The 24,732-nt window shown below is 36.1% G+C and carries 24 protein-coding genes; 5 read left to right on the forward strand and 19 right to left on the reverse strand.

The annotated features are described in order from the left end of the window. Window positions 1-201: 201 nt before the first annotated feature. The 8 genes from arsB to EJN90_RS02885 all read right to left on the reverse strand — a co-directional run bounded on the left by arsB (window position 202) and on the right by EJN90_RS02885 (window position 7,236). Window positions 202-1,281 carry an ACR3 family arsenite efflux transporter gene (gene arsB, locus EJN90_RS02850; protein WP_174919246.1) on the reverse strand — a complete coding sequence of 360 codons (1,080 nt, stop codon included), beginning with the start codon at window positions 1,279-1,281 and terminating at the stop codon, window positions 202-204. Then, entirely contained in the window at window positions 1,259-1,600 is a 342-nt protein-coding gene (locus EJN90_RS02855) for an ArsR/SmtB family transcription factor (protein ID WP_227872561.1), read from the reverse strand. The genes arsB and EJN90_RS02855 overlap by 23 nt, the downstream gene beginning before the upstream one ends. 234 nt (window positions 1,601-1,834) lie before the next feature. Further along, window positions 1,835-2,521 carry a phosphatase PAP2 family protein gene (locus tag EJN90_RS02860; protein ID WP_126108786.1) on the reverse strand — a complete coding sequence of 229 codons (687 nt, stop codon included), beginning with the start codon at window positions 2,519-2,521 and terminating at the stop codon, window positions 1,835-1,837. Window positions 2,522-2,651: 130 nt separating this feature from the next. Next, window positions 2,652-3,500 (reverse strand): aldo/keto reductase, encoded by an 849-nt coding sequence (locus tag EJN90_RS02865; protein WP_126108787.1) that lies wholly within the window; start codon window positions 3,498-3,500, stop codon window positions 2,652-2,654. A gap of 31 nt (window positions 3,501-3,531) precedes the next feature. Beyond that, window positions 3,532-3,963: a MerR family transcriptional regulator gene (locus EJN90_RS02870; protein ID WP_126108788.1), complete on the reverse strand. Its 432-nt coding sequence runs from the start codon at window positions 3,961-3,963 to the stop codon at window positions 3,532-3,534. Window positions 3,964-3,993: 30 nt separating this feature from the next. Then, on the reverse strand, window positions 3,994-4,572 hold the full coding sequence (locus EJN90_RS02875; protein WP_126108789.1) for a histidine phosphatase family protein: 579 nt from the start codon (window positions 4,570-4,572) through the stop codon (window positions 3,994-3,996). Window positions 4,573-4,784: 212 nt separating this feature from the next. After that, window positions 4,785-6,596 carry an oligoendopeptidase F gene (gene pepF, locus EJN90_RS02880; RefSeq protein ID WP_126108790.1) on the reverse strand — a complete coding sequence of 604 codons (1,812 nt, stop codon included), beginning with the start codon at window positions 6,594-6,596 and terminating at the stop codon, window positions 4,785-4,787. A 43-nt stretch (window positions 6,597-6,639) separates the two neighbouring features. Further along, window positions 6,640-7,236 carry a ribonuclease H1 domain-containing protein gene (locus EJN90_RS02885; RefSeq protein WP_126108791.1) on the reverse strand — a complete coding sequence of 199 codons (597 nt, stop codon included), beginning with the start codon at window positions 7,234-7,236 and terminating at the stop codon, window positions 6,640-6,642. Window positions 7,237-7,430: 194 nt separating this feature from the next. On the opposite strand from EJN90_RS02885, the gene EJN90_RS02890 reads away from it, so the two are divergent. Next, on the forward strand, window positions 7,431-7,928 hold the full coding sequence (locus tag EJN90_RS02890; protein ID WP_126108792.1) for a kinase: 498 nt from the start codon (window positions 7,431-7,433) through the stop codon (window positions 7,926-7,928). Window positions 7,929-7,976: 48 nt separating this feature from the next. Further along, on the forward strand, window positions 7,977-9,461 hold the full coding sequence (locus EJN90_RS02895; protein ID WP_227872603.1) for a BglG family transcription antiterminator: 1,485 nt from the start codon (window positions 7,977-7,979) through the stop codon (window positions 9,459-9,461). Window positions 9,462-9,705: 244 nt separating this feature from the next. Here the strand turns inward: EJN90_RS02895 and EJN90_RS02900 are convergent, their stop codons facing one another. From EJN90_RS02900 to EJN90_RS02920, 5 genes are all read right to left on the reverse strand, one after another. Then, entirely contained in the window at window positions 9,706-10,887 is a 1,182-nt protein-coding gene (locus tag EJN90_RS02900) for an MFS transporter (protein WP_126108794.1), read from the reverse strand. 39 nt (window positions 10,888-10,926) lie between these two features. Then, window positions 10,927-11,664 carry a hypothetical protein gene (locus tag EJN90_RS02905; protein WP_126108795.1) on the reverse strand — a complete coding sequence of 246 codons (738 nt, stop codon included), beginning with the start codon at window positions 11,662-11,664 and terminating at the stop codon, window positions 10,927-10,929. Window positions 11,665-11,773: 109 nt separating this feature from the next. Beyond that, complete coding sequence (leuD, locus tag EJN90_RS02910) at window positions 11,774-12,373, reverse strand: 3-isopropylmalate dehydratase small subunit (RefSeq protein WP_126108796.1); 600 nt, start codon at window positions 12,371-12,373, stop codon at window positions 11,774-11,776. Continuing rightward, the gene (leuC, locus tag EJN90_RS02915) at window positions 12,374-13,759 is read right to left on the reverse strand and encodes a 3-isopropylmalate dehydratase large subunit (RefSeq protein ID WP_126108797.1); all 1,386 of its coding nucleotides are present in this window, start codon (window positions 13,757-13,759) and stop codon (window positions 12,374-12,376) included. Window positions 13,760-13,820: 61 nt separating this feature from the next. After that, window positions 13,821-14,603 carry an L-threonylcarbamoyladenylate synthase gene (locus tag EJN90_RS02920; RefSeq protein WP_126112231.1) on the reverse strand — a complete coding sequence of 261 codons (783 nt, stop codon included), beginning with the start codon at window positions 14,601-14,603 and terminating at the stop codon, window positions 13,821-13,823. 494 nt (window positions 14,604-15,097) lie between these two features. Between EJN90_RS02920 and EJN90_RS02925 the strand changes: the two genes are divergently transcribed. Then, window positions 15,098-15,964: a nuclease-related domain-containing protein gene (locus EJN90_RS02925; RefSeq protein WP_227872604.1), complete on the forward strand. Its 867-nt coding sequence runs from the start codon at window positions 15,098-15,100 to the stop codon at window positions 15,962-15,964. Between the two features lie 155 nt (window positions 15,965-16,119). On the opposite strand, the gene EJN90_RS02930 is transcribed toward EJN90_RS02925, so the two are convergent. The 6 genes from EJN90_RS02930 to EJN90_RS02955 all read right to left on the reverse strand — a co-directional run bounded on the left by EJN90_RS02930 (window position 16,120) and on the right by EJN90_RS02955 (window position 21,019). Then, a complete protein-coding gene (locus EJN90_RS02930) occupies window positions 16,120-17,058 on the reverse strand; it encodes a TIGR01212 family radical SAM protein (RefSeq protein ID WP_126108799.1) in 939 nt (312 codons plus the stop codon). 103 nt (window positions 17,059-17,161) lie between these two features. Continuing rightward, window positions 17,162-17,350, reverse strand: a complete 189-nt coding sequence (locus EJN90_RS13845) for an LbetaH domain-containing protein (protein ID WP_076768574.1) — start codon at window positions 17,348-17,350, stop codon at window positions 17,162-17,164. A gap of 295 nt (window positions 17,351-17,645) precedes the next feature. Next, entirely contained in the window at window positions 17,646-17,993 is a 348-nt protein-coding gene (locus EJN90_RS02940; protein WP_126108801.1) for a hypothetical protein, read from the reverse strand. A 234-nt stretch (window positions 17,994-18,227) separates the two neighbouring features. Beyond that, window positions 18,228-19,262 carry a 3-deoxy-7-phosphoheptulonate synthase gene (locus tag EJN90_RS02945; protein WP_126108802.1) on the reverse strand — a complete coding sequence of 345 codons (1,035 nt, stop codon included), beginning with the start codon at window positions 19,260-19,262 and terminating at the stop codon, window positions 18,228-18,230. A 135-nt stretch (window positions 19,263-19,397) separates the two neighbouring features. Continuing rightward, window positions 19,398-20,243: an endo alpha-1,4 polygalactosaminidase gene (locus tag EJN90_RS02950; RefSeq protein WP_126108803.1), complete on the reverse strand. Its 846-nt coding sequence runs from the start codon at window positions 20,241-20,243 to the stop codon at window positions 19,398-19,400. A gap of 158 nt (window positions 20,244-20,401) precedes the next feature. Next, window positions 20,402-21,019 carry a TetR/AcrR family transcriptional regulator gene (locus EJN90_RS02955; protein WP_227004630.1) on the reverse strand — a complete coding sequence of 206 codons (618 nt, stop codon included), beginning with the start codon at window positions 21,017-21,019 and terminating at the stop codon, window positions 20,402-20,404. A 171-nt stretch (window positions 21,020-21,190) separates the two neighbouring features. Here EJN90_RS02955 and EJN90_RS02960 point away from each other — a divergent pair, with 171 nt between their 5' ends. Then, window positions 21,191-23,875, forward strand: coding sequence for a YhgE/Pip domain-containing protein (locus tag EJN90_RS02960; protein ID WP_164543988.1), 2,685 nt, complete (start codon window positions 21,191-21,193; stop codon window positions 23,873-23,875). A gap of 381 nt (window positions 23,876-24,256) precedes the next feature. Continuing rightward, on the forward strand, window positions 24,257-24,571 hold the full coding sequence (locus EJN90_RS02965; RefSeq protein WP_126108805.1) for a DsrE family protein: 315 nt from the start codon (window positions 24,257-24,259) through the stop codon (window positions 24,569-24,571). The last annotated feature ends 161 nt before the right edge of the window (window positions 24,572-24,732 follow it).

The following is a 24,732-nucleotide window of genomic DNA, read 5'->3' on the forward strand; positions in this document are numbered from 1 at the left end:
CAAATTTCGATGCTGTACTTTACTTTTTCTCTATTTTGTAAAGTACAGGGCTCTATTTGTTGCTGTACTTTGTTTTTTCGGGAATTTTTAAAATACAGAGCTCTTTTCATTTCTGTACTTTACAATTTCTGCTATAAGACAAAATTTTCGATCAAAAAAGGAGAAAGCTTTTTCGCCTTCCTCCTTCTTATTATATTTCCCTTAATACTCGTATCCTTTAAACCAATGCTGAGTGCTATTAGCTATTTTAACTAGAAGCAGCATGACGGGAACTTCTACCAAAACTCCCACTACTGTAACCAGCGTTGCTCCTGAATCTAAACCAAATAGTGAGATAGAAACCGCTACAGAAAGCTCAAAAAAATTACTGGTCCCAATCATAGCAGCTGGCGCTGCAATAGAGAATGGCAGGCGACACGCTTTCGCTCCACCGTAGCTGATAAAGAAAATAAAAAGATTTTGGATAATCAACGGAACAGCAATTAATAGGATATGGAAGGGATTATTCAAAATCCTTTCTCCTTGAAAAGAAAAAATAATGATTAAAGTAAGCAATAATCCTACAATCGTAACTCCATCAAACTTCTTTAAAAAGATGTGTTCGAAATACTCTATCCCTTTCTTTTTCACAACTACATTACGGGTTATGAATCCCAAAGCAAGTGGTACAACTACAAATAGTAAAGTTGAAAACAGCAGCGTATCCATCGGTACATCTACATTTCCGATTCCTAATAAGAAAGCTACAATCGGCGCAAATAAAACTAATATCAAAATATCATTTATAGAAACTTGAACAAGAGTATAGGCCGCGTCCCCTTTGGTGAGGTGGCTCCAGACAAATACCATTGCTGTACACGGCGCAGCACCAAGAAGCACTGCTCCTGCAATGTACTCGCGAGCTAGCTCGTGCCCAATAAAATTGTTAAATACAACTAAGAAGAAAAAGGATGCAATAGCGAACATAGTGAAAGGCTTAATCAACCAATTAACAGTAGTAGTTAAAAATAATCCTTTTGGCTTCTTAGTCGCATTAAGGATACTAGTGAAGTCAATTTTTAACATCATTGGAAAAATCATCAACCAAATTAAAACCGCTGTTGGTACCGAAACATTGAAGTATTCAAACTTGCTCAGAGTTTCTGGAACCGTAGGAAGAAAGCGGCCAATCAGAACTCCTACAAACATACAGAGAGCTACCCAGACAGTTAAATATCTTTCCCAAAGACTCATACTGCTTTTTGTATTTTCTACTTCTTTATTTAATGTATTCTTTTTCATCGTTCTCCTCCAATAACTCTATATGTTGGTTATCCTTTTTTTGATTTTCTTCCGTCACACAGATACAGTGCTTATCCGAAGAAAATAAGATCTTTGTATCAGAAAGCAATTGCTCCACACTATCTTTCTTGATTGAATAGTAGTGCCAGGTTCCTTTCCTTTCTGCTGTTACAAGTTCTGCTTCCACCAGTACTTTGATATGATGTGATAGAGTGGGCTGCGTAAAATCAAAATGATTCAACACATCACAAGCGCATAACGTTCCACAAGATAATAAATCTAAAATTTTTACTCGTTTCGGTTCGGACATTGCTTTCATCACTTTTGCATAATTTGTATAGTCGATTTTATATCTCCCTTTCTAATTCAATCTACAGAACGATAAAAATAATTTCATATAAAAACCACTAGATAGATAATCTTCTATCTAAATATAGAAGATTATCTATCTAGTGTCAAGAATATAAATTTATCTCCATCGAAAATGGACTAGAAGTTGAAAAGTATTCTTAATCAGATAGAACCAACAAATCAAATCTGCTTAAACTTCCCTTTATTTAGCTGACTTCTCCTTCGAAGTGACGTTATATACATACAGCCCTGCTAATACCCAAAAAGAAGCAAAAGAAATACCTGCTATGAGATCGCCCAAATAATGTGCATTAAAGTAAAGACGTGAAAATAATATAGCTGCCCATAAACCAATAGACAGCATACTTATACAAATCCTAATCCCCTTATTCTTTATTAATGGAATAAAAACTAAAAGAATCGTTAAAAAGAAAAGAGTACTACCGATAGCATGACCACTTGGAAAAGAAAATCCCTTATCTTGGATTAAATGTCCCATTGGTCGGGGGCGTTGAAAGATTCGTTTCATTACTGCTCCTAGGAGGCCGCCCGTTGAAATGACTCCCAGAAACCAGAGAGATAAATCTTTAAATTTATTGATAAAGAGAACCAGTGCAAAAGTAGCAGTAATTATTATATAAGCAATCGGATTACCCAGCGTTGCTGAAAAAGTCATAAAAGTTTGTAAAAATTCTCCATCATAATTCATTTGTGGATAATTAAATGTTTTTTGAAATGATTCCATTAAACTTTGTTCCATATTTATAAGGGGCTGAAAATTAGTCTGAATTAAAAAACAAGTGATTCCAAAAATTAAGCTACATATGATTCCGATAATTAAATACCCTTTGCTAAAATTAATGATATGATTATTTCTTTTTATTGACACTCTCTAATCCCCCTTCATCATGTTTCATTATTAAATCATAAATGATTGTTCAGTATTTGCAACACTTTTGATCGCAAAAAGAAGGTCTGTGACATTTTCCCATGCCCCACAGACCTTCTTTTACTACAATCTATACATTTATTTTTCTGCTAGCCAGCGCTTTAATCATTTTCGGATCTGAATGAGAGAAAAATTGACTATCTCCGATATTCAGCGTAGAAATCTGTTCTTTATCTTCCTTCGTTAAGGAAAAATCAAAGACATCCAGATTCTCTTTCATTCGTTGAGGACTAACCGTTTTCGCAAGCACAACTATATCTTGTTCTACTAACCAGCGAATAATGACTTGTGCAACCGATTTGTTATACTTCTTCCCGATTTCGGAAAGAAGTTCATTTTGGAAAATATTATTCTTTCCTTCTGCGAATGGTGCCCATGCTTCTGGGACAACTTCTTCTTGTCTTAATGCGTCAATGACCTCTTTTTGTTGATGGAACGGATTGATTTCAATTTGGTTGATTTGTGGTGTGATTTCATTGAACAGTGCTAAATCCACCACTCTATCCACAGCAAAATTTGACACGCCAATTGCTTTAATCTTTCCTTCTTTTTGCAATTCTTCCATAGCTCTCCATGCACCGTACACATCATTATACGGTTGATGCAACAGTAACAAATCAACATAATCAAGACCTAGCCGCTCTAATGAACGTTGGAAAGAAGCTTGGACGCCTTCATAAGAGGTATTTTCTATCCAAATTTTAGTGGTAATAAACAATTCTTCTCGTGCTACACCCGAGTTTGCAATTCCAAGACCAGTAGCTTCTTCATTCATATAGGACTGAGCTGTATCGATATGACGATAGCCGGCTTGAATGGCTTGTATTACAGCTTGTTCTGTTTCGTTATCTGGTATTTGGAAAGTGCCAAATCCTAAAATAGGCATTTCCACTCCGTTATTCAATCTTACTTTTTGCATATTATTTCCCTCCAATGAGTATTCATGAACGTTATGTTTCATTATTTTTGAAATGTTTCATTTTCCATAATTCTTCTACTTGATCATCAGACAGTTTACCTGCTTCAAAAAGCGCAATATGCTCGTCGTAGGTATCAATTTTGTATTGAAGTAATTCTCTCGTTTTATTTATCTCATCGATTTTTTCATCAATTTCTTGTAACTGATCTTTTAAGATTTGTTTTTGAGCATATCGTCTGTTTCCTTTCATTTGTGAAAGAGACGCAAACTCAATCAAAGATTCTACTGATAAACCAGCGTTACGTAAACTTTTAGCTAAAAATATCCAATTTAATGTTCTCTTTGTATAAATACGATAGCCGTTTTCTTCCCTTTCGATTGGTGGGATAACCCCCACACGTTCATAGTAACGAATGGTGTCTACTGTTATCCCAAACATTTTCGCAACATCTTTACTGTTCATTTCTCAAACACCTCGCTCATAACTTATACTTTATAGCGCTGAGTAGTCATGATTAATAATCTCAAGAAGCTTAAAAGCTTCATCCATAAATTCAAATTTCAGAAGACAACAATTTCCCAAACGTTCTTTTTGATCAACCTTGCTTGTGTGTGCCCATTGTCTCATAAATTGGCGTAACACAGCTCCGTGAGAAACTGCCAGTATTACTTCGCCCTGGTCTTCTTTCATTATTTTTACCAAGGAATTTGAAATTCTTTCTCTAAAGGCCAACTCCCCTTCGCCTCCAAAAGCTACAAAAAAATCTTCATATGGTAAAAGTGGATTCAAATATTCATGTTCAGCTTCCATTGTTCCAAAATTCCATTCCTTTAATCCTTTGATTCTTCTATAATCTCTGTCTGTTACCAGCTCTAAGGTATCACATGCTCGTTCAGAAGTGGACGAATAAGCGCCATCGAAGTTAATTTTATTTTTAATAAAATATTCCCTCACAATCATTGCCTGTCTTCTTCCCTTTTCTGTTAATGGGGAATCAGACCACCCTTGGATTTTCTTTTGCTGGTTAAACAGCGTTTCTCCATGTCTCATTAAATATAAAACTCTCCTCATATTATCTCCTTCCATACTTATTTTTAACTATATCTTTATCATAAACTATGGAGTGGACTTCATAGCAAGTATTAAGTAAATGTTTTTTGAAATAACCTCTTTAATAAAGATATGGTGGAAAATATTATAGCCAATTGCCTTAATAAATAAAATCCTTAAAAAAACAGGAAGAGACTTCTAAATAAAGTCTTTTCCTGTTCGCATACTTATTTTTATTCGTGACTGATCTCTTTACTCAACGCAATGATTTGATTCACGGATTCGTCCAGATACTGAATCGTATCTTGTAAAGGTTTTTCTGTAGTAATATCGACTCCTGCAACGATAGTCGCTTCAGCCGGTATATGTCTTCCGCCTAGTTTTAAAAACTCTAACCATCCATCAACTGCTGGTTGTCCTTCTTCTTTCATTTTCAAGAACGCTTGAGTAGCTATCGTAAGACCTGCAGAATATGTATAAGAATAGAGGCCCATGTAATAGTGGATTTGACGCATCCAGGTCAGTTCGGCTCCTTCTTCTAATTCTACTGAATCTCCCCAAAACTCTTCTAAGACACTTCTTTTGAGTTCACTTAATTTCGCTGCATCAAAGCTTTGACCAGCATCAACCAAACGATAAACTTCTCTTTGATAAGCGGCCTCTAATAAATGAGTAACGAAATTATGAAAGTAAGTTTTTGAAATCATTTTCGAAATAACTGACCGTTCCATTCGAGCATCATTACTTTTCTCTTTCAAATAGTTGGTTAATAATAATTCATGGAAAGTAGACGGTGCTTCAATCGTGTAAAGTGAAGGACGTGCTCCCAACATGGAATTGTTTTCATTCGATAGAATCCCTTGGCCTGCGTGTCCTAATTCATGGAATAAAGTATAAGCATCAGACAATTGTCCTGCCCAAGACATCAAAATATAAGGATGATTACCATAAGCAGTTGAGCAGAATGCACCTGAACGCTTACCGATATTTTGAGAAAAATCGACCCATCTTTCAGGATAAGAACGCAGAATTAATGCCACATAGTCTTCTCCCAAAGGGGCCAACGCTTCTTTTACCAATTCTTTCGATTCGTCTATGGTAACAGTCGGTGAGTAATCTGAATCTAAATCAATTTTCAAATCAGCGTAATACATTTGGTCCAGACCGTTTTCCTCTTTTACATGTGTAATAAATTTTCGCATAACCGGTGCAAAATCTTTCATCAATAAATCAATCTGACGGTGATAAAGCTCTTGGTCTACTTCTTGATTTTCCAGTAAATAATCAAAAATCGAATCAAACCCACGCATACTAGCAATTGTTTTTTCTTTCTGTAATTGGGTGTAATAGGCAGTTGCCACCACATTTTGATACTGACTCATTACTTCTGACAGCTTTTTAAAAGCCGATCGGCGAATATTCATATCAGGATGATACATATAATAATCCTCATACAATACATAACTTAATGGGTACTCTTCTCCATCCACTACAAACGTGCCAAAATCCATATCTGTTGAGCGTGCTTGTTCATAGATAGCTTGGGGAGCATTTAAAACGGGTCCCAGTTGCGCGAGTGCTTTCTCAACCGCAGGATCTAATTGCATGTTTTTTCTTTTTTTGATTTTTCTGATATAAGCAGCAAATAACGGTTCTTCTTCCGCAACTTGATCTAAAACAGTTTCATTTGCTGCTGTCAATTGTGATTCAAAAAAGCTGAGGGAAGCACTCATTTTAGCAATCTCATTTTGGATAGTGCGTGAGTAGTTCATTGCTTCTGTATCCGTAATATCTGCTGATACAGGCAAATACGAATATTGAGAAATTCTCCCTGCAGCCTGCAGTATCTTTTCATAATCTTTTATTGCGGATAGAATCGATGAGACATCCTTCAAATCATTATTGTATTTTTCATTAAATTTTTCAATATCTTGTCTTACTTCTTCAAGAGCTTGATTACTTTCTGCCTTATTTTGGAATAAAGCAGCGAGGTCCCATTTCATTTCTTCCTCGACTTCATTTCGTTTTCTCATCTTTTGTGTCATGTAACTAAATTTCCTTTCCTGAATAACGATTTTTGTATTTCTTTTATTGCAATGCTTTTTTTGCTAGTTGATCTGCTAATTCATTATAGGTAACACCTGTATGGGCTTTTTCTTTTTTGAAGCGAACGGTAATTTGTGGCGCTACTTCTTTAAATTGCTTTATATAGTCTTGGGAGACAGCTTTATTGGCTTTCCACATTCCAGTTGCCCATTGTTCGATTCCCATATAGTCATAGCGAACATTAATCGCTTTATAACCATTTTGAATTGCCCACCGAATTGCTGCAATTGAACCAAATACTTCTCCTGCTATTTGAAAACTTTCTACATATCGGGAATCACTACCAGCTTGATAAAAAGTTTCGACAACCTCGCCATTTTTTACCATGACCACGCCATAACTGTACCGGTTAGAAATACGATCAAAAGAACCATCTACATATGCTTCAATTGTATCATCTGCCGTCCAGTCAATCGCCTCTTCTTTTGGTGGCTCTATAAAATCTTGAGCTTCCTTTTTTGTTGTAAAAGATTTAAATTGAGCTCCTGAAAAGCCGGCTACTTGCTTTTGTGCTTCCGGCCATGAATGATAGATTCCTGGTTTACGTCCTTTTTTTACTGCATAAAATTTACTTGCCATTTTATTCTCCTTCTTTTGCTTCACTAATTTTTATTTTACGGAAACAAGTTGAAAATGTCTATGTAGTTAAAAGGATAAGTGATTCTCATTCTTATAAAGATACATTTATTAACTATTTTTTTAAATCCCGAGTACTTTATATGTATAATAAATAATGACACTAAAACCGTATACATCAAATAGGAGTTGAAAATATGATTTCAAAACTGATTATTTTGCGTGGCAACTCCGGAAGTGGCAAAACGACAACTGCTTCCAAATTGCAAAAAGTATTAGGTGAAAATACTTTGCTTGTTTCTCAAGATATGATCAGAAGAGACATGCTTAAGGTTCCTGACCGAGAGGGAAATCTCTCCATCGAACTAATCAAACAAATTGCAGAGTATGGGTTAGGGAAATGCCCCTTTGTGATTGTAGAGGGGATTTTAATCAATAAAAGATACAAAAATATGTTATTAGAGTTAATAAATATTTTCGAACAAAATGCCTATGTTTACTACTTTGATATCCCATTCGATGAAACACTCATCAGACATAGCAACCGAGCGAAAGTTAATGAATTTGGAGAAAAAGAAATGCGGAGTTGGTGGAACGAAAAAGATTATTTAGGTGTTTCAAACGAACGGATTATTACGAAAAATTCTACGCTAGAAGAGGTTGTAGACCTTATCTTAGAAGATTTAGGAAAGTAAAAGGTAGTTCGATATTTTATTAATAACAAAGAGGGGTTGTTGCAATTGATGCGTCATCTTTTGGAAAAAAGAGAAAACAGACATTTGACATTACTTGAAATTCTATATTTTAAAGATAGTTGGATGACCATTTCTTCCTTAGCTAATGAATTAGGATGCTCGGAACGGATTCTAAAGCAGGATATTGCTGACTTAAAAGACTTGTTTCAGGATGAAATTCTCTTTACTTCTAACCAAGGTATTCGTCTCGTTTTTCCTTCTAACTTGAATCTAGAAGTGATTTATCAAGCTACCTTAAAAGAAAGTCTAGCATTCCAGTTATTAGAGTTTTTATTTTTTAACGAAGAAAAAACGATTGTTGAACTGGCGAGCGAGTTATATACGAGTAAATCAACATTAATCCGAACCATCCAAGAAATCAATAGTACCCTAGAACCATACGAATTTCGAGTTAGCACTACTAAAAATTGTATGATTATTGGAAATGAACAAAAAATTCGGACATTCTTTATACATTATTTTTCAGAACGTTACTCTTTTTCAGACTGGCCCTACAAAAATATTGATGAAGAGTTATTCGAGAAAGTTATTTTATTTTTAACGAAATTCAATAAAGTTGAGTTGAATTTTTCAGATTTTGTTCGAGTAAAAAATTGGGTGGCGGTAGCGATTGTTCGGACCAACCATCACCATTACTTGGATATCCAGCAAAATAAGCTTTCAAAAATGTTGCCCGATTTTTCTAAGCTTCACTTGCTGTTTGGTTCTCTTGAAGAGAAATTATCGATATCATTAAAGCCAGAGTTTCTTGAGCAAATCTTTTCAAGTTTTTTAAAGGAAGAGTTTATCCTGACTTTTGATAATCTCCTCTCCGAAACTAAAAAGAATGAAAGCTTTCATAAAAACATGCTTCTAATTATAGATGTGATAGATTTTTTATCAAAAAAACTTAAAATTTCCGTTCCCAATCGAGAACATTTGATTTTAGATTTGTTCAATATGTCCTACATTAGTGCAGGAAAAAAAGATGGTGTAAATTATATTTCCTTTATTTTATTTAACCAGAAGAAATATTTTATTCACTCCATTAAAAATGAGTATCCTGAATTCATTCAGCTAGCTTTGAAAGCGTTAAAGGTTTATCAGAAAAAAAGTGATTTCTTCTTCAGTGAATTTGGTATTAATGAACTTCTTTACACTATTACTATTCATTGGGACAGTCTTTTGATTGAATTGCAAAAGAAAAGAAAAAAAGTAAAGTTAGCCATTGTAAGCCACTATGATCTGGAACATGCAAAAATGATAGAAGATTTTCTTTCGATTCATTTTCGAGATTTGATTGAATCTTCCGTCTATGTGAAACCAAGATTGACGGAAAAAAATTTAGCGAAATTGAACAGTGATCTGGTAATAACCACTACTTCCCTACAGAATATGGAAGCATCTTCTATAATCTGTATACAAAATGTTCCTTCTAAAAAGGATATCCACAATATTTATCAAGCCATTACTGCTTGTCTGAATGCTAATTAATAAGAAAAGCGGACAAGTCCGCCTTGACCTATGAAAAAATAGGAAATTTGACCCTGAATGAGCAGCGAAGCGCGCAATGGGGCAAATTTATCTTTTTTTCACTAGGTCAGGACTTGGAAGCTAGACATTGATGGCTGAACTTATAATCCCCTAGTCTATAAAAAATATCTCCCATAAAATTGTCTAATGACTTTTATGGGAGTTATTCTGATTATGGTATTTCTTTTTGAACTTATAAATACCATTATACTAAAATTTCGTTCTCTTGTTTCTTCTTAAGCAATGCTTCATGCATCAGTACCATCATAAATAAGATAGCTCCTAAATACACGGGAAACAATGAGACGTTGCTATAATTAACGATTAGGCCGAATATGGGCGGCATCATCAAAGTTCCAAGATAAGCTGCTGCCATTTGAACTCCAATAATTGCTTGTGATTTATCCACTCCAAAAAGACTTGGTGTGGAATGGATGATACATGGATAAATGGGTGCACATCCTAAACCAATCATTACCAATCCTAAAAGGGAAGTTGCTTCACCGAATGGTAATAATAAAGATAAAATTCCAACAAAAATCAAACTTTGTCCCAATCGAATCATCTGTGTGTCATTAACCTTTATGGTCAAAAAACCGCTGGCTGCTCTGCCAACTGTGATTCCAATAAAAAATAAGCTAGCGAAACCGGCTGCAGTTTCGGAAGATAATCCCCTATACAAGACAAGGTAACTGCTTGCCCAAAGTGCTGCGGTCTGTTCTAAAGCACAGTAACAGAAAAAAGTTACCATGATTTCTTTTGCCCCCGGAATTTTTATGATTTCTTGCAAAGAAAGTGGTTTTCCGTTTGTATTGCTGCCTTCTTCTATTTTATTACGATGATTATTTTTCCAAAGAGGTAAACTAAACAATAGAACAGCCGTCAAAACAACTTGAATGAGAGCAATATAATTGTAGCCCATGTTCCAACGGTTTCCGCCGTTTAAAGCGTACGCCATTACATAAGGCCCAAGAGAGGCTCCTACTCCCCACATGCAGTGAAGCCAACTCATGTGTCGGCTGGCATAATGTAAAGCAACATAATTATTTAATGATGCATCTACGCCACCTGCCCCAAGTCCATATGGAATAGCCCATAGACAAAGCATCCAGAAAGAATGGCTTAATGAGAAGCCGAATAATGCAGAAGCTGTCAATGCCACACTAATGGCAGTAACCTTCCCTGTTCCAAACTTTCGAGTGAGACGGTCACTTTGTAAACTGGATATAATTGTTCCTGCAGCGATGACCATTGAGATTCCGCCTGCATAAGAAACCGGTACACCAAATTCTTTAAACATCGTAGGCCAGGCAGAACCTAAAAGAGCATCCGGCAGGCCTAAACTAATAAAAGCAAGATAAATAATTGCCAAAAGCAAACTGAACATATCTTGTTACTTCCTCCTTGATATACTTCTATTTCTTTTTTATTCTCTTCCAACTATATCCGATACTTGATACACTCCTGGTTCGAATGTACGATGATAGATTTTTTCCGACATCGCGTTAAAAGTAAAATGATCATCCAGAATAACAAGATAATCGTAGCTCTTTAAAAGATTATTAAACGTCTGGTCTTCCATCATGAAGTCTTCTCGCCCCTCTACGAAGGGTGAATAAAGGTAATATTTTCCTACATACCCAACTAAATAACTTTCCACATCAGCTTTACGGGCAGTGACGACTAAATATCGGTTATCATTTAGCTTCATTTGATTATCTGTCACTTTAGAAAAGCTCGCGGGAACAGAATCCTCGAATTGAATATTATTATACAGCATGCCGTTATTCTCAGATAAGACTAATATGGTAGCAAAAAATAATAGTATTAACGTACTATATTGATACCATTTTTTAGTTTTCAAACTTTTAAAACTGCGATAGTTCCTAGAAAGCACGTTTTGCTCATAAAAAGAATAATCAATTTCTCGAGCTAGAACCATCATCACAATCCCTAAAACGAGCACAACAATATTTGATGCATATCGATCAAATCCTGCCAAATAGAGCGCTTCTTCTGTTGGCATGGAGAAAAGGAACATCAAATAAATTCCGATATAATATAGTACCACGGTTATATCAATCAATACCCCATACTTCAATAATCGGAAATTTTGCCCTGATAATTCAGCGAAGTGCCAATGGAAAAATTTATCTTTTTTCACTAGTCCAGAATTTGGGAGCTAGACATTGATGGCAGAACTTATAATACCCTAATCTGCCAGAAAAAAATACAGACCCCCCTAGTATAATTAGAGAGGTTCTGCATTCCTTTTACTTAAAGGCATAAAAATCATTCCATTTTTCTTCATATGCGGTTATCAATTCTTCGTAAGTCATTGTTTCGGTGATATCATCAATGCCGCCTAGTAATTTGTGGCGCCATTCTTCTTCTATTGTAAAAGAATATTCTTTATAAGGAGAGCGCACAATTTGTTTTTCTAAATCTACCGTCACTGTCTCCTTGCTTGTTAACGAAGAGAGTTCTTGGCGGTCTTCCAACGGCAAAGTAAGTGCAAGCAAACCGTTTTTCAAACTATTCATATAAAAAATATCACTAAAACCGCCGGCAATGACAGCTCTAAAGCCATAATCATTCAATGCCCAAACAGCATGTTCTCTTGAAGAACCACCAGCAAAGTTATCTCCTGTTATTAAGATGGATGCTTCTTTTCGGTCTGGATGGTTCAAGATGAAGTCAGGATTATCAACTCTTGGATTTTTCGATAGATAGCGCCAGTTATCAAAGAGAAATTCGCCATAGCCTGTTTTTTCAATTCGATTCAAATAAGCACTTGGCAAAATTTGATCTGTATTAATATTATCTTCCATGATTGCGACTGTTTTTCCGCGGTGAACCGTAAATGGTCTCATTTATACTGGCACCTCCCTATCATCAAGTCTTGTATCATAAAAATGTCCCTTCACAGCTGCTAAAACTGCCATTGCTGGACTACATAGATGCGTGCGTGCATCTTTGCCTTGACGTCCTTCAAAATTACGATTGGTTGTGGAAGCACAATGCGTTTTTGGTGGTACGCGGTCCGCATTCATGGAAATACATGCGGAGCAACCTGGTTCACGCCACTCAAACCCTGCATCAATGTATTGCTGCGCAATCCCCATTTCTTCAGCTGCTGTTTTAACAGGACGACTTCCTGGTACAACCCAAGCTGAGATATGATCTGCCACTTTTCTGCCTTTGATGTATTTAGCACCCTCGATTAGATCTTCCAGACGAGCATTCGTACAGGAGCCTAAAAAGATGTACTCGATTGGAATATCACCAGCTGTCATTCCAGGATTGAGTTCCATATACTGATAAGCTCGCTCATCGTTATGGTCTTCAATGTTTGGAAAGTTTTCGCCAAATGGTAATCCCATGGCAGGAGTTGTTCCCCAAGTGACATAAGGAGCCAACCCTTCCACATCGATTTCTAAAACATAATCAAACGTTGCGTCTTGATCCGTATAGAGAGTTTTCCAATAAGAAACGGCTCTATCGAAGTCTTTTGGTGCTTTTGGTTTTCCTTCGAGATAATCAAATGTTTTTTGGTCGGGTGCAACCAAGCCATACTTCGCCCCAAACTCAATCGCCATGTTGCACATCGTCATGCGTGCTTCCATAGATAAATTACTGATCGTATCACCAAAAAATTCGATTGCATAGCCTGTTGCAAAATCAGTTCCGTAAGAGTGAATCAAATGCAGCATAATATCTTTTGCATAAACACCTGACTGAAGATTCCCTGTAATTTTTATCCCCATATTTTTCGGTTTCTTTTGCCACAACGTTTGCGTCGCAAAAACATGTTCCACTTCAGAAGATCCAATTCCAAAAGCAATCGCTCCAAAAGCCCCATGCGTCGCGGTATGAGAATCACCACAAACAACCGTTTTTCCAGGCTGAGTAGCTCCTTGCTCGGGTCCAATCATGTGAACAATTCCTTGTCCTTCACTACCATGGTCCATTAATTCCAATTCAAACTCCTGACAATTTCGTTGCAAGGTTTCTATCTGTTTTCTAGAAATCGCATCTTTAATAGTAAAGATATTTTTTGTCGGTACATTATGATCAATTGTCGCAATCGTTTTGTCTGGTGCTCTGAGAGGTCTTCCTTCTAAACGTAAACTTTCAAAACCTTGTGGCGAAGTAACTTCATGAATCATATGTAAATCAATATACAATAGCTGAGCGTTGCCTTCTTCACCTGTCAAAACATGTTGCTGCCAGACTTTATCAAATAATGTTTGCTTCACGAATGATTCCTCCTTACTGTCATTGGTTATGAATATATGCATAGTTAAAGTTCGTTACTTTTTAATAATATTCACCATGACGATAGTCCCATGAATTATAACCATCAGATAGGTGCATCATAATGCGTTCAACATCCAATCCTTTACGGATCAGAACAGGTGCTGGTTTTACCGAACGCTGGTCTCCTTGATCAGGAACAAGTTTGCCCTCTTCATCCACAAAGGAAATCATTACACCTTGCTCGTAGCGAGTTTCTACTGTTTTATCTGGTTGAATCGAACGAACATAGTCGTCCCCTTCGATAATCATATCCGCCTCTGCTTCAATTCTTTCTCCAATCCCCGCAACGACACCACGGTTTCCTTTTCCAGATGGATTAGCAGAGCTTGCGAAAAGCAACCCATTCTGGTCTTTCCATAATTCTGCTGCAATTTGCTCACCCGGTACGCCAAACTTGATAACAAAACAACTTGTACCACGCACATCGGTCATCAACTCAGATGAACCATCATTCGGGATGTATTGTTTCCCAGACTCTTTCCATGGAAGAATGCATCCCAACAAAGCATCTTCGTTCCAACATTTTTCATACAATTTTCTAATTTCAGGAGTCATCTCAGCTAATGCATCCAATTGTTCTAATGAACCAACTAATACAACTCCTGGCTTATTACGTTTACGATTTTTAGCCGAGAACTTACGCTCTAGTCCCTCTTTATCACATGTTGCGATAATGTAACCAACCTTTGTCGGACAAACAATTGTTTTTCCACCAGTTTTTAACAGATCTACTGCCTCTTCTTGTAATGTTCCTGCCCATTTTATATATTTGTCTGTTGTCATAACTTCCATCCCTCTCCTAATTACATTCATGATTGTTCTCATAATAAAAAATAAATCATTATTAATACTCTCTATACAAAAATAACCTCCGACTCAGTGTTTATCTAAGTAGGAGGTTATGCAAAATTGTATATAACGAAAGGAATCATACATGTCTTAGATTCATTATATTCTACCCGCTTAGATTAAATTTGTTGAGAATTAATCTTTACAGCAAGCATCGAAATTAAGCTCCTTATAAAGACTAATCAATAAAGTCTAATAACGCGCTTAATAATAAAATATCCAAGATGTTCATTGAATTAACTGAAACCATGTATCATTTCTCCCCTTCGTTTCATTAGTATAAAGTAATATTAATGATAAAACTCTCATTTGTCAACAATGGTTTTCATTTATTTTTAATTATCTTGAAACTACAAGGGAAATTTCTTTTTTAGAAAAACGGAACTCTCTTTCTCTTATGGATTTATGAGGTAAAGGAGGGATTGGTGATGCTCGAAAAACCAACAAACGTAAAGATTTTAGAAGTATTGCACAGACGAATGCGATTTGAAGAAGATGATGAAAAAAGTTATTGGCGGATTATCAAAGGCTTTGAAGGTGAGTGTGAATTTTATGAATGGTTGAAAAAATATTCATTTCCTATGCTGATTCTATATGATTTGTTTTTAACCTGCGGAATCTCAACACAGCTGGACTTTGTCATTATTACTGCAAACAAGATTTTTTTGTTGGACGTCAAGAATTTCAAAGGTGATTATCATTACCGGAATGGTGAATTTTACACCAGCTGGAACGAAAAGGTTACGAGCAATCCTATTACTCAACTCAATCGAGGATATAATGTTCTCGAAGGAAGCTTAAAAAAGACAGGGATGAGACCACTCATTGAAAAAAAGCTGATTTTCATTAACCCTGAGTTCACATTATACGGAAATCAACCTGATTTGCCGATTGTCCTTCGATCACAGCTCAATGAATATTTAAAGAGCATTGAAAGCCAGGCAGATCCTTTACAGAACTATCCCCATCAAGTCGCAGCCAATCTTGAGAAAATAAAGTTAGCTCAAAATCCTTACGAAAAAACACCAAAATATTCTTACGAAATGCTTGATAAAGGGATTTTGTGCAAGAGTTGTGGGGAAAATCATTTAAGGGAGGGCCACCGCAGTCTATTATGCTCTAGCTGTGGCTTATCAGAAACAAAATCAAGCGCTATAGAGAGAATGATTGAAGAATACCACCTGCTTTTCCCGGATCGAAAATTCACACCGACGATTCTCAAAGAGTGGTGTGGAAATGTAGTCAGTCTTGATTTATGCGGTAGAGTTTTAAGGAAATACCTTCGATCAAACTAGCTAAAAAGACGTTCAGAGTCTTTTTTGTCTCTGAACATCTTTATTTCTTGAGAATAAAGATGTTTGGAGTAAAAAACAGTACTGAACATCTTTATTTTTGAAAAATAAAGACTTTCAACATCATTTTAGAGTCTGAACATCTTTCTAGCCTTGTTTCATTTCAACCTTACATCTTTGCACCCTTGAACACTGCCTCTTCTTTCCATTTCAGCATCTATCGCATTCAGCACTTCCCACTTTTTCAGACTCCATTCTGGACCGATTAACGTGTCTCTTGGTGCGTCCCCTGTCAGACGATGAATAACAATCTCTTTCGGAATCATCTCTAATTGATTACATATCAGCTGGACATAGGTATCCATGTCCAAGAATTCCAATCTTCCTTGAGCGTAGTCTCGAACCATTTTTGTGTTCTTCATCAAATGCAATAAATGAAGCTTTACGCCTTGAATATCCGAATCTGTAATCATTCGTTCCACATTTTCCAGCATCTTTTCGTAAGTTTCACCCGGTAAGCCATTAATTAAATGAGTGCAGACACGAATGTTATGGGCACGTAATTTTCTCACAGCCTCCAGATAGGTCTCATAGTCATGAGCGCGATTGATTTTCTTACTTGTTTCTTCATGAACGGTCTGCAGCCCGAGTTCTACCCACATATACATTCTTTCGTTCAATTCGCTCAGATAAGCAATCGTCTCGTCTGGCAAACAGTCCGGACGGGTAGCAATCATGATCCCGACTACTCCCTCTTCGTTGACCACTTGTTCATAGCGATGCCTCAAAACTTCAACTTCAGCATGAGTATTTGTGAAGTTTTGAAAATAAGCAATATATTTAGTAGTATTCGGCCATTTTTCATGCATCATGTCGATTCCTTTTCTAAGCTGAACAGGTAAAGGATCCAATCTACTTTGTGCAAAATCTCCTGATCCAGAAACACTGCAGAACGTACAACCGCCATGTGCCACTGTTCCATCTCGATTAGGACAATCAAAGCCCCCATCTAAAGCTACTTTAAATACTTTTTCACCAAATGTTTCTTTTAAATGTTCGTTCCAAGTATGATACCGTTTCTGTTGTTGCGTTTTCATTCTGTCACCTCGTGAAAAGTTTAACACGTTTATCCAAGAATGAAAATAAAGTTTTTAGAGATTTATATCATGATTCATAGGATGATTCCCTTCTTCTAATTTTTCATAATACGCTTGCATTTCTTTTTCCTATTTTTTTATCGGTCCTTCCTATTTTCTTAATGATTTTAGCTGAATTGCCACCAAAAATTGAATTAGCGGGAACATCTTTTGTAACAACTGCTCCTGCCGCAACAATTGAGTTTTTTACGATTGTTATTCTTGGCAAAATAGCAGCGTTCCCCCAATCCAAACTTGATTTCCTGCTAGGATGGAAAGTCCAAATTAAAAATCTTTTGCTCGTAGATCAGGATTGGTTGGATGACCGGCTGTAAAAAAGCTGACTCTCGGATCAATTAAAACGTTACCACCAAAAATTATTTTATTCCGATCCATAAAAACACAATCGAGATTCGCATAAAAATTCTCGCCAAACTAAATATGGTTACCCTAGCTGACATATAAAGGCGGCTTTATATAAAATGACTCTCCAGTCTTTCCAAAAGAATGTGTCTGATTCAAATCTTTATAGATTCCTTATGGCACCGCTAGATCATACTTAATACTTCTATAATATAAGTTATTCCTCTCACAAAAATGTATAGAGTATAAAAAAAGACAACTATAGAATATAAAGCCGGAAAAATTTTAATTTTTTTCTCTTTTGCATAGAAAAAGTAGCCATAGCCTGCAACTAATAGTAAATTAAGGACGATAAATGAGATAGCTGTAAACATTCCAACGAAATTTGATTTATACCTCATATGACTTGTTATTGCTGTTCCGTAAAAGATATCCTTTATTCCTTGACTATTTGTATAAATATCAAAGGCTATTCCAGCTAATAATACTAATGCGAAAAAAACGAATAAAAATATAGCAAGCAATTTTTTCATAAGCTTCTGCCTTTCACTGATTTTTGTATTTACTTTATATTTAGGTCATTGAACATTACCTTGAAAAAAGATAAAGGAATTTTCGTTATGTAAATTAAGGATAGCATAGATTAATGGTAGGGAAAAATTTTTTCTCCCTCTGACTATCTCTCATTCATTGAATATTTTTCAGCGCTTAACACGTAAACAAAGCAAGCGATCTTTCGACCGCTTGCCAGCTCATTTTATTTACTTTTAAGAATGTGCCGCAATATAGCGAACCAATTCTTCTGTTTTTTCCCAGCCAAGACAAGGATCGGTAATGGATTGCCCAAATACTTCTCCGCCTGGTTCTTGACGTCCATCTTCTAAGTAACTTTCGATCATGAAGCCGCGTACGTATTGATGAATCTCTTCGTTCCATGAGCGATTTGTTAATATTTCTTGAACAATACGGACTTGCTCATTGTACTGCTTTCCAGAATTATCATGGTTCGTATCTACCATTATAAATGGATTCTTATAGTTTCCTTTTTTGTAAGTGTTAATCACTTTTAAAAGATCTTCATAATGATAATTTGGTACGATCTCGCCAGCTTCTGTCAAACCGCCACGTAAAATTACGTGTGCTAGCGGGTTTGAACTCGTTCCAACTTCGATGCCATTATACATCAATTCTTGTTTTTGCTGAGCAGCATATACTGCGTTGAACATGACATTGATATTTCCGCTTGTTGGATTTTTCAGCCCAGTTGGAAAATCAATCCCACTCGCTACAAAGCGGTGTTGCTGATTCTCAACAGAGCGAGCACCAACTGCATGATAACTCACTAAGTCGTCAACAAACTGTAAATTATCTGGATAGAGCATTTCATCAGCTGTTGTTAGTCCTGTTTCAGTAAGGACACGTTTATGCATTTTACGAACAGCAACCATGCCACGTATTAAATTGATTTCTCCAGTTGGAGATGGATCTTGCTGGTGTAATAACCCTTTATATCCATCGCCATTTGTACGAGGTTTGTTTGTATATACCCGTTGAACAATAAATACTTTGTCCTTCACCTCTTCTTGAAGTTTTGACAGTCTTTTTGCATATTCTAACACTGCATCTTCATTATCTGCTGAACAAGGACCAATCACCAAAAGAAAACGTTGATCTTTCCCTTCAATAATTGCTTTTAATTCATTATCTCGAGCAGCTTTTATTGCTGCTTCTTCTTCATTTAGTTTAGAAATTGATTTGACTGTATCAATATTAATATGTTTACTTAATGCTTTAAAACTCATTCCATACCCTCCTGTAAGAAACTATTTTATCTATCTTAACAGATTTTAATGTTGACGTGGGAAATATTTTCATTAAATGCTATTTTGATAGAACTAGTTTATAAGTCCCTTTCTCGACATGAATCTCTGCTCTCATTAATTACCATCCAGCTCAATCGAATCCGAAATATAGTATTCCCAAGCTCGTTTATTAGCATATCTTTGTATTTCTTTTGAGAGTTGACTGTCAGTGGTATATTCCAGCAGGAAAACATCTTTCTCCAGCTTATCCATGGCATCCAGATAGTCTAAATAATAGTTTTGATTCTCACTCGTTTGAGTTCCAAATGTTTGTTCACCAAAGTTAATGGATGAAAATACTGTTTCTTGATTTACACCAGTTAAAATATCATCCACTTGCTGATTTCTTTGAAGATACAACTGAACAAATTCATTTCCTCCATTAATAATTACTGGTTTTCCATGGCTCATCAGTTCTTTTAGCATGACTTCCACTCCCTCATAAATATCCTCATTGGGAGATTGTCCATAGATATCTACATTATCTATCCAAAAACCATCGATACCTTTTTCTAATAGTTGATTGGTCAGTGTAGAAGTTATAAATTTCTGCCATTCTTTATTTGTCACATCCAGCCAGTACTCATCATCCCAGTTAAGATAGGGTTTCATGGTCAAATGCTGATACTCTTCGTAATAGGAGCGAAAGGTTTCTAATGATCCAATATTCAGGTAAGTGAATATCTTTTGGCCACGTTCTTGCATAGAGGCAATTTCTGCTGCTGAAAGATACTGAGCGTCAACCACAACCGTTTCGTAACCCTCACCAGCCATTACTGCGTCGCTTCCTTGTAGACTTAAAATAACTCGATAACCAGAACTAATTTCATTTTTTCCCCTATCCTGAATTACATTTTGCTCACATCCGCTTAGAAACAACAGAAAACAAAGAAATTTCATTGTTTTTCCAAATCGATTCATATTAGGGCTCTCCGCTTCTTATGGTTTTTATTATTATAGAAGAAACTCTTTTTAAGTAAAAGAAATGTATACTTTATGCAGTTAACGTGAATAATATTTTCGAGGTAACAGATGAAGATAATCGAAGATTATTTATTGATTTGAAAAATGAAATTTCCTCATCCTTCGTCACTTGGAGAATCCACTAATAGGTGTCCCACAAGGTAATGCATGTATTCATGGGCTTGTTCTAGGCTTATTGGTTGTTGTTTTAAAAAGATTGCCTCTAAAATCAACATCACGGTATTACTAAAATGGTCTGCAACCAATTGGAGAGGCACATTTTTATTGTCAAAATCAAGGTATTCATAAAAAATTTCTTGCATGATTTGTTTTAAGTATGCACTAAAATTATTAATTAAAGGACTATTGATGGGATTATTCCTGAAAATACCGTTCAATAATTCGCTGTGATCCATAAATAAATCGTAAACACGATCGAAAAAGACTGTTAGTATCTTTTGAGAAGAATTAGAAGAAGTTTCTTCAATCTTGACTTCGCGACTCAATAGATACCAACAATAGGTTAACAAGTCATACTTATCATCAAAATAGTTATAAAATGTAGCGCGAGGAAAATTACTGATTTCGCAAATTTCATTCACACTAATGGTCTCAAAGCTTTTTTTTGCTAAAAGTGCAAACATCGTTTTGGAAAAAGCTTCCAGCGTTCGTTGTGCACCACGCGTCGGCTTTTTAGATAAATCATACTTCATTTTTTCACGGCCCTTTTGCATTTTTTTATTTCTGTCTAAATTCAAACAGATATAAAATTTTGTTTCTTGCCTTCTATTCGAATACAATTTATCATGAATTAGTTGCTTTTACAAGTGTCTAAAAATGTGCTATTGAAAAATTTTGCACTTGTGAAGAAACATAGCTATATTGATGAAATGAGGAGATATTTTATGATCAAAAAGGAATGGGAGTTTATTTGGAAACATAAATTTCTTTTGGTTGTACTAGGTGCCGTTGCGTTGATTCCGGCACTTTATAATTTGATTTTTTTAGGAGCATTATGGGATCCTTATGGAAGTGTTGAAAATTTGCCTGTAGCTGTTGTAAATAAGGATCAAGCGGTAGCCTTTCAAGAACAAACATTGGAGATTGGAAATGAATTGATAACCAACTTGAAAGAAAATGAGAGTTTGGATTACCATTTTGTTTCTGCTGAAGAAGCAGAAACAGGACTATCAAATGGTGATTACTATTTAATTATTACCATTCCAGAAAACTTCTCTGAGAATGCTACGACATTATTAACAGATAATCCGCAAAAAATGGTGATCGATTATCAAACTTCAGAAGGTCACAATCTAATCGCTTCTAAGATGGCAGATTCTGCTGTGACTGAATTAAAGAACCAAGTTTCTGCAGAAGTTACTGAAATGTACAGTGAAACACTTTTGAAGCAATTCGATAAAATCGGGCTAGGTATGACAGAAGCAGCAGAGGGAAGCCAAAAATTAGAAGATGGTACTGCCAAATTAACAGATGCCTCTCAAATGATTCAAGAAAATCTAGAAACATTAGCCGCTCGTTCATTGGAGTTTTCGGAAGGCAGCCAAACACTTCAAGCTGGCTTGCAAGAATACGTAACGGGTGTTGATCAAGTAAATGATGGCGCTAATCAATTAACGAGTGGGATTCGTTCACTGTCCAGTCAACTTCCAACATTAAGTTTGGGAATGGGAGATTTGAGTTCCGGTGCTCGTTCATTAACTTCAGGGATTCAACAGTATACAAATGGCGTTGATACAATCAATAGTGGTACATCACAATTAAACGATGGTCTTAGTCAAGTGGTGGAACAAACGAAATCTTTTCCAGACCAAACCAAAGAGCTAAATGATGGTGCTCAAAAATTAGCTGAAAGTTTACAAGCAGTGACTATGAGTGCAGAAGATAAAGAACAATTAACGAATTATGTTGTGGGTGTTCAGTCCTATGTTCAACAAGTCTCTCAAATTCTTACCGACTTGGATTTAAGCAGCTTAAATAACAGTGACCAAATCACCGCCTTCTTCCCAGCTATCAGCAATGATTTAGCACTCATGCAGGAAAGTATTTTTCAATTAAATGCTAATTTGGATGCGGCTAAAGATACGCTCAAAGTTAGTTACCAAGAAGATTTGGCTACGAATGCAATCGCAGTTATACAAGCTTTGACAGAAAGCGGCTTATCTTTAACAGATGAACAAAAATCTTTGGTTCTGTCAACCATGCAAAATCAGATGAGCAATACAGAAGCAGCTGCGGATCGTTTATCAATCGATACTTCAGGAATTATGTCAGCCTTAAGCAGCTCACAAGTTGATCTGCAAAATCTTGCTAATGCTTTGTCTGCTCTAGAAAATATCCCCATGGACAAAGTCAGTGAACTAAAATCCGGAGCTGACCAATTGTCTACTAGTAGTTCCGCAGCAACAACAGCTTTGACTGCTGCAATCAATGGTTTATACAATATCCAAATGCAAGCGGCACCTGCTGCTCAAGCAATCGCTGACGGAACCAGTCAGTTAAACAATCGTATCCCTGCTTTGGTTGCTTCCTTACAACAATTGCAGGCAGGTAGCCAATCTTTGGAAGACGGGACGAGCCAACTAATGCAGAACTCTCCAACTTTAACAGAGGGTGCAACTTCCTTATCTGAAGGGCTATTAACCGTAAATGATGGTATTCCAGCATTAAATGAAGGAGTAAACGCCCTTTTGACCGGATCAAAATCATTATCAGCAGGCACCGAGGAGTTAACTGAAAACAGCGATCAACTTGTTTCGGGCACAAGTCAGCTCACTTTGGGAGCATCGCAAATCGCTCACGGCAGCACACAATTGGCAGATGGCGAAAAGCAAGTGACACATTCGTTAAGAGAAGTGAAAACGGGACTATCACAATTGAATGAACGTTTCTCTGCAAGTTCTGAACAAATTCAGCAAATCAATACCGATAAAAAATCGGCTAAGGCTGTTTCAGAACCTATTGAAACAATGCATGAGGATAAAGCCAGAGTTGCAAATAATGGTACCTCGATGGCGCCTTATATGATGTCTGTAGCATTATTCATCGGTTCATTAACTGTCAATATGATGTATGATGCTTTCGATCCAAAGAAAAAGCCAAGTTCAGCTATCGGATGGTGGGCAAGCAAGATGTCTGTTTTAGGGATTGTTGCTATCTTGCAAGCTGCTCTTGTATTCCTTGTTTTAACAAATATTTTAGGAATGACTACCCTCCATCCCTTGAGAGTTTTCGGTTTCTTGATTTTAGAATCATTGACGTTTATGTCAATCGTAACGCTGTTCAATCTTTTATTAGAAAAAGTCGGTTCATTCGTCATGCTACTTTTCATGATCCTACAATTAGCAGGTTCAGGAGGAACTTATCCAATTGTTTTATCAAATAACTTCTTCCAAAGTATTTACCGGTTCTTACCAATGACCTATGCAATTGATGCCTTGAGACAATCTATTTCCATTGGAGGTACAATAAGTGCAGATGTTTTTTTATTTGTAGCATTATTACTAATAAGTAATATCTGCATGATTCTCTTCTTTACTCACAAAAAGAAACAGCATTTAGAAACAATTTAATTTAAGACGTTTTAAAATTCAGAAAGGTTTCTTTGATGGAATGATACGGTAAAAATACCTTATCGTTCCATCTTTTTTACTTTTTGTTATTTATCGCTTCTACTATAGTAAAACAAAAAAATTCTAAACCTTATTCTGAATCTCTCCTCCGCTGATTACAGAAGCAACCCCTTTAATGAACTCATGGCAGAAATAAAAAAGGATCTTTCCACAGGAGTCTCACCATACCTAATTTTTGTTAGTAGGATTATTGTTCGATTCTCATATATACATATTGAAAAAAAGAAAAGAAGGTTCAAAAAATTTAGAAACTTACATTCTTGGATTTGTTGAAGCAGCCTTTCGAAAAAGGTAGGATAGAATTAAAAAGAAGGTGTTATTATGAAAGTTGTCTTTCATATCGATGAATTAGAAAAATGGGAAGAAACCACAAAAAATGTCAAAAACCTGGTGAAAATCGCTCCAGAAATAGACACTGTCATTTTAGTCAACGGAATCGCAATCAATGGATTTCTAGAAGAGAAACATCTCTCCTTTATAAAAATGTCTGGAGTTCACTTTCATGCTTGCAATAATGCTCTCCATGCTAACAATATAACGAAGGAACAGCTTCCAGAAAATGTCGTCATCGTTCCAGCAGGTGTACTTGATCTCATTGAGCTTCAAAGTGTGGGTTACGCCTACATCAAACCATAATAAAAAGGGAGGATGATCTTTTTGGAGTCATCCTCTTTTTTGATCATTTTTTTAAATAACGACGTTCGCTGCTTATTTGGCCTTTGAACCCCATTATTTTTTTAAAATAACGATGTTCAATGCTTATTTAACCTTGGAACCCCATTTTTTTTAAAAAATAA

Source organism: Jeotgalibaca ciconiae (assembly GCF_003955755.1).
GTDB lineage: Bacteria > Bacillota > Bacilli > Lactobacillales > Aerococcaceae > Jeotgalibaca > Jeotgalibaca ciconiae.